This window comes from Sphingomonas sp. (assembly GCF_025353885.1).
GTDB lineage: Bacteria > Pseudomonadota > Alphaproteobacteria > Sphingomonadales > Sphingomonadaceae > Sphingomonas_O.
Map to the genome: position 1 here is coordinate 1 of NZ_JANXNX010000092.1, position 14,968 is coordinate 14,968.

15 protein-coding genes, 2 tRNA genes and 1 pseudogene are annotated in these 14,968 nt (G+C 59.9%); 9 read left to right on the forward strand and 9 right to left on the reverse strand.

Annotated features, from left to right (window positions below; genetic code table 11):
• The coding region (locus Q0R02_RS09980; RefSeq protein WP_293879742.1) for an integrase catalytic subunit at positions 1 to 105 on the forward strand (105 nt) is incomplete at its 5' end.
• Positions 106 to 144: 39 nt separating this feature from the next.
• A complete protein-coding gene (locus Q0R02_RS09985; protein WP_293883018.1) occupies positions 145 to 492 on the forward strand; it encodes a tyrosine-type recombinase/integrase in 348 nt (115 codons plus the stop codon).
• Positions 493 to 685: 193 nt separating this feature from the next.
• Here the strand turns inward: Q0R02_RS09985 and Q0R02_RS09990 are convergent.
• Positions 686 to 771, reverse strand: a tRNA-Tyr gene (locus tag Q0R02_RS09990).
• A gap of 80 nt (positions 772 to 851) precedes the next feature.
• Between Q0R02_RS09990 and Q0R02_RS09995 the strand changes: the two genes are divergently transcribed.
• Positions 852 to 1,607 (forward strand): RNA methyltransferase, encoded by a 756-nt coding sequence (locus Q0R02_RS09995; protein ID WP_293883020.1) that lies wholly within the window; start codon positions 852 to 854, stop codon positions 1,605 to 1,607.
• Positions 1,604 to 2,389, forward strand: a complete 786-nt coding sequence (locus tag Q0R02_RS10000; protein WP_293883023.1) for a hypothetical protein — start codon at positions 1,604 to 1,606, stop codon at positions 2,387 to 2,389. Before Q0R02_RS09995 ends, Q0R02_RS10000 begins: the two co-directional genes overlap by 4 nt.
• A 46-nt stretch (positions 2,390 to 2,435) precedes the next feature.
• Here Q0R02_RS10000 and Q0R02_RS10005 read toward each other — a convergent pair whose 3' ends face one another.
• From Q0R02_RS10005 to Q0R02_RS10025, 5 genes are all read right to left on the reverse strand, one after another.
• The gene (locus Q0R02_RS10005; protein ID WP_293883026.1) at positions 2,436 to 3,107 is read right to left on the reverse strand and encodes a glutathione S-transferase family protein; all 672 of its coding nucleotides are present in this window, start codon (positions 3,105 to 3,107) and stop codon (positions 2,436 to 2,438) included.
• Between the two features lie 34 nt (positions 3,108 to 3,141).
• The gene (gene gltB, locus Q0R02_RS10010) at positions 3,142 to 7,698 is read right to left on the reverse strand and encodes a glutamate synthase large subunit (protein WP_293883029.1); all 4,557 of its coding nucleotides are present in this window, start codon (positions 7,696 to 7,698) and stop codon (positions 3,142 to 3,144) included.
• Entirely contained in the window at positions 7,695 to 9,137 is a 1,443-nt protein-coding gene (locus Q0R02_RS10015; RefSeq protein WP_293883032.1) for an NAD(P)-dependent oxidoreductase, read from the reverse strand. Before Q0R02_RS10015 ends, gltB begins: the two co-directional genes overlap by 4 nt.
• A 149-nt stretch (positions 9,138 to 9,286) precedes the next feature.
• On the reverse strand, positions 9,287 to 10,084 hold the full coding sequence (locus Q0R02_RS10020; RefSeq protein ID WP_293883035.1) for an undecaprenyl-diphosphate phosphatase: 798 nt from the start codon (positions 10,082 to 10,084) through the stop codon (positions 9,287 to 9,289).
• Positions 10,084 to 11,016, reverse strand: coding sequence for a complex I NDUFA9 subunit family protein (locus tag Q0R02_RS10025; RefSeq protein WP_293883038.1), 933 nt, complete (start codon positions 11,014 to 11,016; stop codon positions 10,084 to 10,086). Before Q0R02_RS10025 ends, Q0R02_RS10020 begins: the two co-directional genes overlap by 1 nt.
• A gap of 111 nt (positions 11,017 to 11,127) precedes the next feature.
• Here Q0R02_RS10025 and Q0R02_RS10030 point away from each other — a divergent pair.
• From Q0R02_RS10030 to Q0R02_RS10040, 4 genes are all read left to right on the forward strand, one after another.
• A tRNA-Leu gene (locus Q0R02_RS10030) sits at positions 11,128 to 11,214 on the forward strand.
• A 90-nt stretch (positions 11,215 to 11,304) separates the two neighbouring features.
• On the forward strand, positions 11,305 to 11,769 hold the full coding sequence (locus tag Q0R02_RS13825; protein ID WP_367271454.1) for a DUF6538 domain-containing protein: 465 nt from the start codon (positions 11,305 to 11,307) through the stop codon (positions 11,767 to 11,769).
• The gene (locus Q0R02_RS10035) at positions 11,766 to 12,056 is read left to right on the forward strand and encodes a hypothetical protein (RefSeq protein WP_293883041.1); all 291 of its coding nucleotides are present in this window, start codon (positions 11,766 to 11,768) and stop codon (positions 12,054 to 12,056) included. Before Q0R02_RS13825 ends, Q0R02_RS10035 begins: the two co-directional genes overlap by 4 nt.
• A 179-nt stretch (positions 12,057 to 12,235) precedes the next feature.
• Positions 12,236 to 12,715 carry a hypothetical protein gene (locus Q0R02_RS10040; RefSeq protein ID WP_367271455.1) on the forward strand — a complete coding sequence of 160 codons (480 nt, stop codon included), beginning with the start codon at positions 12,236 to 12,238 and terminating at the stop codon, positions 12,713 to 12,715.
• Here Q0R02_RS10040 and Q0R02_RS10045 read toward each other — a convergent pair.
• Together Q0R02_RS10045 and Q0R02_RS10050 are read right to left on the reverse strand one after the other, a co-directional pair.
• Positions 12,712 to 13,098, reverse strand: a complete 387-nt coding sequence (locus Q0R02_RS10045; RefSeq protein WP_367271457.1) for a response regulator — start codon at positions 13,096 to 13,098, stop codon at positions 12,712 to 12,714. The genes Q0R02_RS10040 and Q0R02_RS10045 overlap by 4 nt on opposite strands.
• Before the next feature lie 153 nt (positions 13,099 to 13,251).
• Positions 13,252 to 13,845, reverse strand: coding sequence for a hypothetical protein (locus tag Q0R02_RS10050; RefSeq protein ID WP_293883047.1), 594 nt, complete (start codon positions 13,843 to 13,845; stop codon positions 13,252 to 13,254).
• 63 nt (positions 13,846 to 13,908) lie between these two features.
• Between Q0R02_RS10050 and Q0R02_RS10055 the strand changes: the two genes are divergently transcribed.
• Positions 13,909 to 14,520 (forward strand): tyrosine-type recombinase/integrase, encoded by a 612-nt coding sequence (locus tag Q0R02_RS10055; protein ID WP_367271456.1) that lies wholly within the window; start codon positions 13,909 to 13,911, stop codon positions 14,518 to 14,520.
• A 91-nt stretch (positions 14,521 to 14,611) separates the two neighbouring features.
• On the opposite strand, the pseudogene Q0R02_RS10060 reads toward Q0R02_RS10055, so the two are convergent.
• Positions 14,612 to 14,968, reverse strand: a pseudogene (locus Q0R02_RS10060) (site-specific integrase); the annotation flags it as partial.

The window sequence follows — 14,968 nt, forward strand, 5'->3', positions numbered from 1 at the left end:
TACCGCACCCCGGCACCGGAAGCCGCTCCATCGCCACTGCCGCCCTCCGGTTTCGCTACGCTCCACCTCCGACCGACACTGGCGATGGAGGCAACAATGCACTAACAATCAACACGGACCACTCAGTGGGGGCCGGTCAGATGGATGGGGCACAGTGAGATCCTTCGGGTGCGTTATGACCAGATCGACTTCGACCACCGTCGCATCTGGATTGACAAGGCTAAGGCAGGGGAGCGTGAACAGCCAATTACGCAGTCGCTATGTGATGCCCTTCGTCGTCAACACCCAATAGCCCCGGAAAATCGCGGATATGTTTTTCCGGGGCGTGGTAAAGGGAAGAGCTCGCATCGCTTAAGCATGGCTAGACCTTTCGTGCGCGCAGTGAGGCGTGCTGGTTTAGACCCAACGAGGGCAACGCCACACGTGATGCGTCACACTGCAATCACCAGCCTTGTGATGGCTGGTGCGGACCTACCGACCATACAGCGCTAAGCGGTCATAAAACGATGGCGATGGTGCTCCACTACGCGCACGTTCACGGCAGCCACATAGACGAAGCAATAAGCATTCTTGATGCCCACCTGCCTGGCAGTGTTACACCGAAATTACACACGACGTCTGCAACCACCAGAGCAACCAACTTTAATGGCCTAGCTTAAGTCCCCAATTTCGGGGAACTAAGCGTTGGTGGACAGGGCTGGATTCGAACCAGCGTACCCTTGCGAGAGCAGATTTACAGTCTGCCGCCTTTAACCACTCGGCCACCTGTCCACACGCTTTGTTACGAGCGAGCGGGTGCCATTGGCGAAACCGGGCTTGCCTGTCAACGCGACACCGGCGAAAGAGCGGCCATGAGACGTGGACATCGACCATCACAGGCTGCCGGGGGGCGTATTCGCTTCTGGGGCCGCCATGCTGTTATCGCAGCACTTGCCAATCCCGAACGTGAGGTCCGCAAACTGTGGGGCACGCGCGAGGCGGTCGATGCGCTCGCCGTTCAGTTACCATCGATCCTGCCGGTAACCTTTGCCGATGTTGCCGACCTGGGTCGCATGGTTCCAAGCGACGCGCCGCATCAGGGGTTGGTGATCGAGGTCGATCCGCTCGAGGACATTTGGATTGGCGACCTGATCGAGCACGGGCGCGACGACCGGCGGCCGTTGGTCGTACTGGATCAGGTAACCGACCCGCACAATGTCGGCGCGGTACTGCGGTCGGCGGCCGCTTTCAACGCATTGGGCATCGTCACGCAGGATCGCCATGCGCCGCCCGAATCGGGAGCTTTGGCCCGGGCAGCGTCGGGCGCGCTCGAACTGGTGCCGTGGGTCCGGGTCGTCAACTTGGCGCGCGCGCTGGAGGAAATCGCGGAGGCCACATTCTGGCGGGTCGGCCTTGCCGGTGATGGCCCGGTCGTGATCGGTGAGGCCTTTAACGAGGCCAAGGTTGCGCTGGTGCTGGGGGCCGAGGGCGAAGGCATGCGCCAGAACGTGAAGTCGCACTGCGACCTGATCGCGCGCCTGCCGATCAGCCCGAGGATCGAGAGCCTGAACGTATCCAATGCGGCGGCAGTCGCGCTGTATGCAGAGGCCAACCGGGGGAACCGATGATCTGTCGCGGTTTAGAGGGACTCGCACGGCTTTGCACAATTGCGGTCGCGCCATTGCTGCTGGTCGGATGCCTGCTAACCCCGGGCAAGTTCGTATCAACCATGACGATCAACGCCGACCGGACCTTTGCCTTTGCTTACAAAGGCGAGGTCATTGCGCTCGATCCTGGCGCGGCGATGAAGGGGTTCGGCGACACGTCCCCGGCGGCCGATGACGCAACGCCACCGAGCATCGATCCGCCCGGCAAAAAGATTTCCACCGGTCGCGAAGGCCAAGCCCGACTGCACCCGATCGCCGCGCCGACGGTCAAGGATACACCCGGCGACGATCCTGAAACCCGGAACCGTGCCATCGCGGCGGCGCTGTCGAAGGAATTTGGCTATCGTTCGGTCGTCTATCAGGGAAAGGGCAAGTTCCTGATCGATTATGCGATCACCGGAACATTGACGCATAATTTCACCTATCCGTTCAATGCCGATGCCGAGGCGATCTTTCCGTTTGTGGTCATCGAGTTGCGACAGGGTGGCATCGTGCGGGTGAAGGCACCCGGCTTTGCCAGCAATGCCAACAGCAACAGCGCGGGCGGGATGGGCGCAATGAGCGGCAGCGACCAAGCCGCGAAATCGCTCAACGGGGTCTTTACGCTCGACACCGATGCAGAGGTGGTGAGCCAGAACAACGAAGACGGGGCAGGGACTGTCGGTGGCCGAAAAACGATCGTCTGGAAGGCGACGCCCCTAACCAAGGACGCGCCAAGCGCGGTGCTGAAGCTGGCAAAATAATCTGGTGCCATGCCTTTCCTGAACGGGCAGGATACGGGGTGACGAATTAAAAATCGACTTTGTCGTAATCGGCTGGCGGTGCAATCACGCCCATGCGTTCGGCCAGCATCGGACGGAAACTGGGCCGGGACTTCAATCCCGAATACCAGTTGCGCGTCTGTTCGTGGGCGCGCCAGTCGATGCCGCCGAGATAGTCCGCCACCGAGATATGCGCCGCCGCCGTGAGGTCGGCGAGGCTAAGCGTCGCGCCCGCCAGCCAGTTGCGGTGGTCGAGCAGATAATCGACATAGCCGAGCATCGAATTGGCGGCCTTCATCGCCTCGCGCAGCGCGCCGGTGTCGGGAGATGCGCGGTGAACGATGCGCTTCAGCATGCGCTCGTTCATCAGCGGGCTGACAACCGCGCCATAGAATTGCTGATCGAACCATGCGCTCAGGCGGCGGATTTCCGCGCGGTTGATCGCGGTGCCGGAAATCATCGGGGCCTGCTCGACCGTCTCCTCGAAATATTCGCAGATCGCCACCGAATCGATCAGCGTGATGTTCTTGTCGCGTTCGACCATCACTGGGGTCCGGCCGGCCGGGTTCAAGTCGACGAATTCGTCACGCTGCTCCCACGGGTTTTCGCGGACGAGTTCATAGCCCACACCCTTTTCACCCAGCAGCAGCCGGACTTTGCGGGAAAAGGGACAGAGCGGGAATTGGTGGATGAGCCACATGGGCCGCCAGCTTTAACGCGGGCGTGGCGAAATGCTACTCCGCCGCGACGGCTAATTCACCGTCGTCGAGCGGGTGGGCCAGACGCGACAGCATTTCCCTTGGACACACCTGCCAAAATGATCCGCGCCAGCGATCCCAGTCGTCAAGGATCGCATGCGACCATTTGCTGTCGGTAGCGATCGCGTGCTCGGCAATCAGGCCGCGCACCTTGGTTTCCCAATAGGCCGATGCCAGTCGCTGCCAGACGATGCTGTCGCCATTGGCCCGGCGTTCGAAAGCGCCGTCCTGGTCGAGGACAAACGCCATGCCCCCCGACATCCCTGCGCCAAAATTATCGCCGATCGTGCCCAGGATCACTGCGGTGCCGCCGGTCATATATTCGCAGCCATTCGCGCCGCACCCTTCGACAACCACGTCGGCACCCGAATTGCGCACGGCAAAGCGTTCGCCCGCGCGACCTGCCGCAAACAGCTTGCCCGACGTCGCACCGTACAAGACCGTGTTGCCGATGATCGTGTTCCGCTGGCTTTCGAGCGGGCTCGACACCATCGGGCGCACGTAAATGAAGCCGCCCGACAGCCCCTTGCCGACATAGTCATTGGCGTCGCCGAACACCTGCAGCGTGATGCCCTTGCACAGGAAAGCCCCGAGCGACTGGCCGGCGCTGCCCCGCAAGCGAATTTCGACATGGCCGTCGTTCAGCGCACTCATCCCATAAAGCGCGGTGATCTCTGCCGACAGCCGCGTGCCCACTGCACGATGGGTATTGCGAACCGTATAGGTCAACTGCATCTTTTCGCGGCGTTCGAACACCGGTTTTGCATCACGAATGATCTGGGCGTCGAGACTGTCGGGAACCTCGTTGCGGTGACCCTCGACATTGAAACGGCGCTGGTCGTCGTCAGCGTCGACCTTTGCCAGGATCGGATTGAGATCGAGATCGTCAAGATGTTCGGCGCCGCGGCTGACCTGACGAAGCAATTCGGTGCGGCCGATCACCTCGTCGAGTGACTTCACGCCGAGCCGCGCAAGGATTTCACGGACCTCCTCCGCGATAAAGGTCATCAGATTGATGACCTTCTCGGGCGTACCGGTAAATTTCTTGCGCAGTCGTTCGTCCTGCACGCAGATACCGACGGGACAGGTATTCGAATGGCATTGGCGCACCATAATGCAGCCCATTGCCACCAGGCTGAGCGTGCCGATGCCGAACTCCTCGGCCCCCAGAATTGCGGCGATAACGATGTCGCGACCGGTCTTCAGACCGCCATCGGTGCGCAGTTTCACGCGGTGACGCAGCCCATTGAGGGTCAGCACCTGGTTGACTTCGGACAAGCCCATTTCCCACGGCGTCCCGGCATATTTGATGCTGGTTTGCGGGGATGCGCCGGTCCCGCCGACGTGCCCTGCGATCAGGATGACATCGGCATGCGCCTTGGCAACGCCCGCCGCGACGGTGCCGATGCCCGCTGAACTGACGAGCTTTACACAGACACGCGCGCGACGGTTGATCTGCTTCAGGTCATAAATAAGCTGGGCCAGATCCTCGATCGAATAAATGTCGTGGTGCGGCGGTGGCGAGATCAGCGAGACGCCCGGCGTCGCATGGCGCAGCTTGGCGATGAATTCGGTGACCTTGAAGCCGGGAAGCTGACCGCCCTCGCCGGGCTTTGCGCCTTGGGCAACTTTGATCTCGATTTCTTCGCACGCGCCGAGATATTCGGCCGTCACACCGAAGCGTCCGCTGGCAATCTGCTTGATGGACGAGTTGGCATTGTCGCCGTTCGGGTAGGGCTTGAACCGTTCGCTGGACTCGCCGCCCTCTCCCGAAACGGCCTTTGCGCCGATCCGGTTCATGGCGATGGCGAGCGTCTCGTGCGCCTCCGGGCTGAGCGCGCCCAATGACATGCCGGGTGTGACGAACCGTTTTCGGATCTCGGTGATCGCCTCGACATTGTCGATGGCAACGGCTTCCTTGGCGTAATTGAATTCCAACAGGTCGCGCAGATAAACCGGCGGCAGGTCACGCACCCCGCGCGCGAACTGGAGATAGGTCGAATAGCTGTCGGTGCCCACTGCGGTTTGTAACAGGTGCATAAGCTGGGCCGAATAGGCATGAGCCTCACCGCCCGCACGCTGGCGATAGAAGCCGCCGATGGGCAAGGTCGCAACGGCACTGTCGAACGCCTGCTCGTGCCGCTCCGCCCCGTTGACATAGAGTGAGGCATAGCCTTCGCCCGAAATCTTGGCGGGCATGCCGGGGAACAGGTCGTTGACCAACGCGCGGCTGAGACCCACGGCCTCGAAGTTATAGCCACCCCGATAAGAGGAGATCACCGCGATCCCCATTTTCGACATGATCTTCAGCAGGCCATCGCCAATCGCGGTCTGGTGCCGACGCAACAATTGTTCGAGCGTGGCGTCGCCGCAGAGCCCGCGCTCATGGCGGTCGGCAATCGCAGCCTCGGACAGATAGGCGTTCACCGTCGTTGCACCGACGCCAATCAGGACCGCGAAATAATGGGTGTCGAGGCATTCCGCAGACCGCACGTTGATGCTGGCGTACGACCGCAGCCCCTTGCGAACCAGATGGGTGTGAACGGCAGCCGCGGCGATGACCATCTGGATCGCCATACGGCCTTCGGAAACCTGTTCATCGGTCAGGAAAATTTCGCTCTTTCCTTCGCGGACGGCCTGTTCGGCTTCGGCGCGGATGCGGGCGATCGCGGCGCGCAGTCCTTCCTGCCCCGATCCAAACGCGAACGTGCAGTCGATTTCGGCAACAGCGGGACCGAAATGTTCCTTCAGTCGCAGCCATTCGCTGCTGGTCAGGACCGGCGTGTCCAGCACCAGGACCTGATCACGTCCCGAATCCTGGTCGAGGATATTGGCGAGGTTCCCGAACCGCGTCTTCAGGCTCATCACCTGACGCTCACGCAGCGAATCGATCGGCGGATTCGTGACCTGGCTGAAATTCTGGCGAAAGAACTGGCTGATCAGGCGCGGCTTGTCGGAGATGACGGCAAGCGGCGTGTCATCGCCCATCGACCCGATCGCTTCCTTGCCATCCTCTGCCATCGGAGTGAGGATTAGTTCCATGTCTTCCATGGTCTGCCCGGCGGCGACCTGACGACGGATCAGTTCGACGCGCGGATAATAGACGACCGATTGCTCCGCCTCGGGCAGGTCACTGAGCGTCAGAAAGTCGCCGACCATGTCAGCATAGGGCGCCTCGGCAGCCAACCGGTCCTTTATCGCGCGGTCGTCGTACAGTCTGCCTTCGGCCAGGTCGACGGCGATCATCTGCCCGGGACCCAGCGCTCCCTTTGCAATGATCGTCGCTTCGGGAACAACGACCATCCCGGCCTCCGACCCGACGATCAACAAATCGTCGTTGGTGATGGTGAAGCGCAGCGGGCGCAATGCGTTGCGATCGAGCCCGGCAACCGCCCAGCGACCATCGGTCATGGCCAACGCGGCAGGACCGTCCCAAGGCTCCATCACGCTCGCCAGATATTCGTACATACTGGCGTGCTCGGCCGGCATGTCGTGCTTGTCCTGCCACGCCTCGGGCACGAGCATGGTCTTTGCTGTCGGCGCATCGCGACCAGAGCGGACTATGGTCTCGAACACCGCATCGAGCGCGGCGGTGTCCGACGCGCCCGCCGGGATAACGGGCTTGATGTCCTCCGAATGTTCGCCGAACGCGAGGCTCGCCATGCGAATCTCGTGGCTTTTCATCCAGTTCTTGTTGCCGCGGATCGTGTTGATCTCGCCATTGTGCGCGAGGCAGCGAAATGGTTGCGCCAGCCACCATTGTGGAAACGTGTTGGTCGAATAGCGCTGGTGAAAGATCGCGACGCGCGAAGTGAAGCGCTCGTCGCACAGGTCGGGATAGAAAACCGACAGGCTCTCGGCAAGGAACAGCCCCTTGTAGACGATCGAGCGGCACGACAGCGAGCAAATGTAGAAACCCGCAATCTGGGCCTCGATCACCTTTTTCTCGATCCGGCGACGGACCAGATACAGCGTCTTTTCAAACTCGACGATGTCAGTCGTCGATGCCTTAGGCCCCGCGATCATGATCTGTTCGATCTCGGGCCGCGTGGCCTGTGCCTTCTGTCCGATGACCGAAACATCGACCGGCACCTGGCGCCATCCATAAATGGCGAACCCGGCGTCGATGATCTCGCTCTCGACGATCGTGCGACACGTCTCCTGCGCGCCGAGGTCGGTGCGCGGCAAGAATACCATGCCGACGCCGAGCCAGCTGTTGTCGATCGCCTTGTGACCCGACGCGATGATGGCATCGGCAAAGAACGGCATCGGCAGGTCGACGTGAATTCCCGCGCCATCGCCGGTCATGCCGTCGGCGTCGACAGCGCCGCGATGCCAAACGGCCTTCAGCGCGTCGATGGCGGAGGCGACGACACGGCGACCGGCGCGGCCGTCGGTGGCGGCCACCAACCCCACTCCGCAAGCGTCGGATTCGAATTCGGGTCGATACATGCCGACGCGCGCGATGCGTTCGCGTTCGGTTTCGCCCACACCATCGGGGATGATGTCCGAAAGGTCGCGGATCACGGTCATGCTGCTTTCCTCGTCGTCGCTGCCTTTGCTTTGAGATAGCGGTGCATGTGATCACTGACGTCGCGGCCATCGCGAATCGCCCAGACGACCAGACTGGCCCCTCGGACGATGTCGCCCGCGGCAAAGACTCCGTCGAGGCTGGTCTGCATGGTCTTGTGATCGACCCGCAACGTGCCCCAGCGCGTCACGCCGAGGTCCGCCGAACCAAACATCCTCGGCAAATCTTCGGCGTCGAAACCGAGCGCCTTGATAACGAGGTCAGCATCGACCCGATATTCGCTACCCGGATCGGCTTCGGGGGCGCGGCGACCGCTGGCATCGGGCGAACCGAGGCGCATCCTGGACACGCGAACGCCCGCAACCTGGTCGGTGCCGTCGAACGCTTCGGGTGCCGACAGCCAGACGAATTCAACGCCCTCCTCCTCGGCATTGCCGACTTCGCGCTGTGAACCGGGCATGTTGGCGCGGTCGCGGCGGTACAGGCATTTTACCGAGATCGCCCCCTGACGGACGGCGGTGCGGACGCAATCCATGGCAGTGTCGCCGCCGCCGATGACGACGACGTTTTTGCCTTTGGCATTGAGCGATCCGTCGTCGAATTCTGGAACCACATCGCCAAAGCTCTTACGGTTAGAGGCGATCAGATAGTCCAGCGATTCCACGATCCCCTGCGCACCGACACCCGGCGTCTTAATGGCGCGCGCCTTGTAAACGCCCGTCGCGATGAGGATGGCATCGTGTTTCGCCCGCAACGCGTCAAGCGTTGCATCGCGACCGACCTCGAAACTTTCATGGAAAACGATACCGCCTGCCTTCAGACGATCGACCCGCCGCATGACGACGTGCTTTTCAAGCTTGAAGCCGGGAATGCCATAGGTCAGCAACCCGCCAGCGCGGTCGTGGCGGTCATAGACATGGACGTCATATCCTGCGACTCGCATGTATTCGGCGGTGGCAAGACCGGCGGGTCCGGCGCCGATCACGCCAATCGACTGGCCGCGCGACGGTCCGGGCACGATAGGCTCGACCCAACCCTCCTCCCAGGCGGTATCGGTAATGAACTTTTCGACCGATCCGATCGTCACGGCACCGTGACCGGAAAATTCGATGACACAGTTCCCCTCGCACAGGCGATCCTGCGGACAGATGCGGCCACAAATCTCGGGCATCGTGGAAGTGCTGTTCGACAGCTCATAAGCTTCGCGGAGACGACCCTCCGCGGTTAGGCGCAGCCAGTCGGGAATGTGATTGTGGAGCGGGCAATGGACCGAACAATAAGGCACCCCGCATTGCGAACAGCGCGCCGATTGCTCCTTTGCACTGGGCAGCGCATATTTGGCGGCGATCTCGTTAAAATCTTCGGCGCGCAACGGAGACTCGCGCTTCGCGGGATAGCACTGCGGATCGTTCACGAACTTCAGCATTGGGTTATCGGCCATCTGCCCTCCAGCAGCCGAAATGACTCGTTTCATATCGAGAGTCACGCAAAATCGACTAATATGACATCAATACTGACCATTTGCGGATGATGGTGTTCATTTTTAAACACAAATAGTTTTGCAAAGCCGCAATTAAGGCCGCGATGGACCTATCTTGTAATTAACCAGATCAAGGCGATTGTTCCGACTACGATCCGATACCATGCAAACGGAGCAAACCCGTGGCGCGTCACGACGGTGATAAAGGCGCGAATGACGGCCAGCGCCACCACGAACGAAACCACGAAACCAATGCCGATCGCCGACCAGTCATTGCTGCTGGCGACATGTCGGGCTTCCCAAAGTTCCTTTGCACTGGCCGCGACCATGATTGGGACAGCAAGGAAAAAGCTATATTCTGCGGCGGTCTTGCGATCGATCCCCATTGACAGCCCCCCCATGATCGTTGCACCCGACCGGCTGATCCCAGGGATCATCGCCAGGCATTGCACGACGCCGACGCCGAGGGCGGTTTTCCATGGCATCGTTTCGACGCTGGTCACCGTCACGCGCTTCGCAATCCGCTCGATCACGAGGATCGCAATGCCGCCGACGATAAGCGCAACGGCGACGATGATCGGCGTCTCCAGCATCGCCTTGATCGCCCTATAGGCGATCGCCCCAATCACCAGCGCCGGCAGGAAGCCGAGGAAAATATTTCGCGTGAAGACAATCGCGCCCCGGTCACGCTTTAGCAAACCTCCGGCAACGGCGGTAAATCGGCCGAAATACAGCACGACGACAGCCAGGATCGCTCCCAGCTGTATCACGATATCGAACGTCCCCGACTGGTTTCCCTGAAAGCCGAGCAATTCTCCTGCAAGGATCAAGTGGCCAGTCGATGAAACCGGCAGGAATTCGGTAACCCCTTCCACAATGCCGAGCAGGATGATCGTAAGCAGCGACATCAAACCGTCTTTCCGGCGAAGCGTCCGTTCCGGCGATATTGAACCAGCCAGCCATCAGCGACAGCCTCCAGCGGCGTCGGCACAATCGCCATCGCCGCAAATCCGTCGACGCCCGCGACCACATTGTCCGACTGCAACATCAGCCACTGATCCTGCGTAATGGGCGCGGCAGGTATCCAGCGGCTTGCTTTCGCCATGATCGCCGAAAATGCGTCGGGAATCTCGACCAGCGGCACCCTCCGACCGATTGCTCCCGCAATCCAGCGGTTGAGTTCCGCCATCGACAAAACCTCGGGACCACCCAGATCATATGTCTTGCCGCCATGAAGATCGGGATCGTAGAGTGCGGCAACCACAGCCTTTGCGATATCGCCGACATAGACTGGCTGGAACTTCACCGCGCCACGAATGACTGGCACCACAGGCAACATGCGGATCAGGTCTGCAAACCGGTTCACGAAACCGTCCTCACGTCCAAAGACTATCGATGGACGCAAGATCGTCGCCGTTGGGAATGCCGCGCGTACTACCTGTTCGCCCTCGCCCTTCGACCTGCCATAGGCCGATTGGCTATTCGGGTCGGCACCAATGGCTGACACGTGCACGAGTTCGTGAACGCCGCAAGCAGCCGCGGCCGTTGCGACATTCCGCGCGCCATCGACATGGAATGCTTGAAAGTCGCCCTTCAATATGCCGACCAAATTCACTACGGCATTGGCACCCGCGATGCAGCGCGCCATGTCCTTGGGCTTGCGTACGTCACCCGAGGCGAACTGGATTTGTCCAAGACCACTTTGAGTCTTCAGGAACCAGCCGTCTCGACCATCGCGCGCGACCACGCGGACGCGAGCCCCCTGTTGCAGTAACGACTGGACGACATAACGACCCAGAAAGCCGCTGCCGCCGATCACGCAAACCAAACGGTCTTTCATCACCAAGCCTCATCAAAAGTCCTACTCGCCCTACCCGCCCCTCACGCGCATTGACAAGGCCTTCGACCCCCCGCTAAGCGCGCCGCCTACCTTGTTGACTTCAATCTCTGTGCCCAGATGGCGGAATTGGTAGACGCACCAGCTTCAGGTGCTGGCGATCGCAAGGTCGTGGAGGTTCGAGTCCTCTTCTGGGCACCAAGACTTCTAAGCTATTGATTTGCTTAGAAAACCACGGAAAACCTAGGCTTTTTACGAGGGACTGTTACCATGGTAACAGGAACGGACCCTATGTGTGATTATCTAGCACGGCGCGAAGGCCGCTATTACTTCCGCCGCCCCATCCCCCTCGCTTTGCGCCTGTATTTCGGCGGCAAGTCCCAATGGATGCTGTCCCTCCGCACCGCTGACCCCGCTGAGGGGAAGCGGAGGGCGCAAGAGGAAACCGCACGGACCAATGCGCTGCTAGACGACGCCCAGCGGCAGCGTGCGGCTGGGGTCATCCCTGCTGCCCAATCCACAGGGCCGAGCATGACGGCTCAGGAATTGGGGCGTGGGAGCGCGATCAGCACGAACACCGTGAAGCCGCCGCTGAGGCTGACTATCAGGCATCCCAGCAAGACGAGTGGAACAGGGAGGCCAACCCGGAGGCGTTCCGCGTCCCTGATGCTGTGGCGGCTGCCAAGGTTTTATGGATCGAGGAATCTCGGGTCGCCCGTCAGGAGGCTGCGCGGTCCAAGGCTGCAAAAGCTGTGAAGCTGACGGACTTGTTTGAGCGGTATGCCAAGCAGCCCGGTATCAGGGCAGAAACAGTTAGACAGTTCCGAGCCATCATCGCTCACCTTGTCGGCTACCTTGGCCATGACGATGCAAGCCGGGTGAAGGCTGCGGACATTGTCGGCTGGCGTAATGCCTTGGGGGAGGAATTGTCGGTTAAGGGCAAGCCGCGCTCCCCTAAAACGATCAATGGCAGTTATCTATCTGCTGCTAACGTGACCTTGCCTACGGGGTCGATCAGCTTTCCATCCCCGCAAATCCCATGACAGGGGTAGCTAAGGTCCGGGTAGGTAGGAAGGTGCAGCTAAGGGAGCGGGACTTTACCCCTGCGGAGCAATCCACAATCCTTGCCGCTGCGTTGCGTCCCGTTAGCGTCCGCACATCGGCAACTTATGCCAAGGCCGTTCGCTGGGTGCCGTGGCTTTGCGCTTACACCGGGGCGAGGGTGAACGAGATAACTCAGCTACGGAAAGAAGATATTGCTGAAATTGGGGGAGTGTGGACCATTCACATTACTCCCGCCGCTGGAAACATAAAGACCGATAAGGCTCGCCTCGTGCCAATCCACGCGCATCTTATCAGTCAGGGCTTTATTGATGCCGTGGAGGCAAGCGGCAACGGGCCATTGTTCTACGATCCCGGGCTAGAGCGAACGGGGATGGCCCGGGGCCAATATAAAAGGGTGGGCATGAAATTAGCCGCTTGGGTCCGCACCATTGGCGTTACGGACGTTGCATTGCAGCCCAATCATGCTTGGCGGCATACCTTCAAAACAATTTGCCGGGAGGCTGACATTGCCGAGGGGGCAGCAGATTACATGCAAGGCCATGCACCACAGGGGCAAAGCCGTCATTATGGCAGCAACACCATGCCAGCCCTTGTAAGAGAGTTTGCCAAGTTCCCGGCGTTCAAGGTGGCAGCTTAACCAAAAACCCGCTTAGCCTCCTTTTGGGAAGCTAGCGGGTTTCGGGGTCTATACTGCCTTCTTAATGGCTCCGGCTTTTTGTCATCGGGCAGGATTTTATTGAGGTGCTCGTGAACGATCAGCTTGTTGAAAGGCTTGACGATAAAGGTTGCCCTCTCGGGTATGTCACCCGTGCGGGGAGACCCATGCCCAGAGGCAATGACAATCTCTATCAGCGGCCAATGCTCATCCACGTGCCGCGCTAGGGCAAACCCGTTGATGCTTCCGGGCATATCAACATCCGAGAAAAGCAACACAGTGCTTTCCCAGTGCTTTTCAAGATGGGCTATCGCCTCGTCGCCGTCGAAGCTTTCATAAACGCGAAAACCCGCATCTTCGAGGATGTGGTCGTCTCCATCATGATGATAGGATCATCTTCGACAACAAGAGCATAGGGTACAGTTGAAAGCATCATCTGCATCTAACCAACGGAAAAGGGCCAAGTTTCGTACTTAAGAAATATCTTTCGTCAGTGCCCGGGAATAAGGTGGAGCCGCCTAGCTAGGCGCTGAAACTTCCTGAGCCGCTACATACGCCATGGGCAAGCCAATCCACGATTTCAGTGCTTCCCCTGTCTTGTTGTAATTGTTGGCTGGGGACGCCTGACCGACCGATTGGGGGGTATGTGCCACCGGAGCGACTGGCGCTGTCACAGGGGCACTCGCCGGGGCCGCTTCCGGGGTCATAGCCGCTGCCATCATCGCTTCCGATGGAGCGAAGCCAAGCGCGGTTTCCAAGCCCCCGTTGCCTACGTCCTCAGCGGTTATCTCCCCATTCCGAATGGCAAGAGCAACGCTGTCCTTGGCCATGGTGGGCATCATGGCCTGCATGGCTAACGTGCTGCCCGTAGCGTTAAACTCCGAGATTGCCTGATCGTAGCTGTTGACCGTGGCATCATCGCTAGCACCGATTACTGCGATGGTGCGTGCAATCTCATTGGCCAACGTCGGATTGCTTTGAAGGAAGCTGTTTAGCGCAGCCTCGTATCCCTGTTGCAAACTCATGCCGTTAAGTGCGGAGGCTTTGGCCTGACGGGATACCGCGCTGGCATCGTGGCCGTTGCCGTGGATGATCGCGAGGGCAGCGTTCACCTTGACCCGCTGGCGATGAGTTAGATTACTCATACCGGGGACACCATAAGGTTAGGCTGGGCCTTGCGGACCTCCCGGAGATATGAGGATACCCGACGAATAGCACCGGCAAACCGGGGGCTACGTGCTGCCTCCCAATCTGACAGCGTACGCTTCACCGCGCATGTCTTCCAGCGACCGGGCGAAATCCGGCAAGCGGAATGGAGCGAAATCGACTTTGACGGCGCGGTCTGGGTAATTCCGGCGGCGCGCATGAAACAACGCCAGCCGCATCGCGTGCCTTTATCGCAGCAAGGCATAGCAATCTTACGTGAAGCCCATGCCCTAAGCGGCGATGGACGCTTCGTCTTTCCAAAACTTGGCTCACGATTGAAGCCGATGTGCGAAAACGCAATAAACGGCGCACTGCGTCGTATGGGCTATGGCGCGGACACAATGACAGCACACGGATTCCGCTCGACAGCTTCGTCCCTACTAAACGAAAGCGGTAAGTGGAATCCGGATGCAATCGAACGGTCTCTTGCTCATGCTGACGGAAATCAGGTTCGTGCAGCTTATCATCGGGGGGCTTATTGGCCGGAGCGCGTCGCAATGACGCAATGGTGGAGCGATCACCTTGATGCGCTACGGATCGGCGCGACCGTTCTTCCTTTCAAAAACGCACAAGGAGTTTGAGCGACAGTCGGTTCGCCTTGTAACCAAGGCCAGCCAATGCCTAATTGAAGCATGGCAGAACAATGGATTGAAGCATCGAAGGCGCTTGAACTTAGTCGTGCAGGTCTTCGCAGGCCGACCGCCAGCGTTCCTTTTTCGGGTTTTTGGCGCGCTCGCCGGTCGCCTTGTAGAATGCCTTATACTCCTCGGGCGAAAACCAAGCCCGATGGGCGATCTTGCCGGACATTTTATAGGGTGCCGAAATGTCCGGCAGATAGGGAAGCCAGCCGTGGCGGTTCGCGGTTTTGAGGACATGCCGCAGGGCGATGATTTCGTGATGCATCGTTGACCGCGAAGGCCGCTTGGGCAGGCCGGTCTTTTTGTCGATCCGCGACGTCATCCGGTGGACGCGGTATTCCTGGACAAGTCCGGGGGTGATGTCCGTCACAACGCGGTCGCCCATGAAGGG